This window comes from Roseburia sp. AM23-20, from assembly GCF_003470905.1.
GTDB lineage: Bacteria > Bacillota > Clostridia > Lachnospirales > Lachnospiraceae > Roseburia > Roseburia rectibacter.
Window position 1 is genome coordinate 1 of record NZ_QRHS01000063.1, and the last position, 220, is coordinate 220.

Genomic DNA, 220 nt, shown 5'->3' on the forward strand with positions numbered 1-220 from the left:
GGACACAGGCAGGACTGGGGGCAGATCCACTCCCAGCTTGAAATCTATTTTGAAGAGCGTCTGATCGGACGCAATCTGTAAAACCAGCTTGTTTTGGGCAGGTCTTATTGACATGCCCAAAAACTCCTGTATAATGCAGATATGGGCAGAACCTAGAAAATCAGCTCTGCCCATTTGTAACTATTCACAAATCTTATATCAGTTTTTAACGTTTACACAA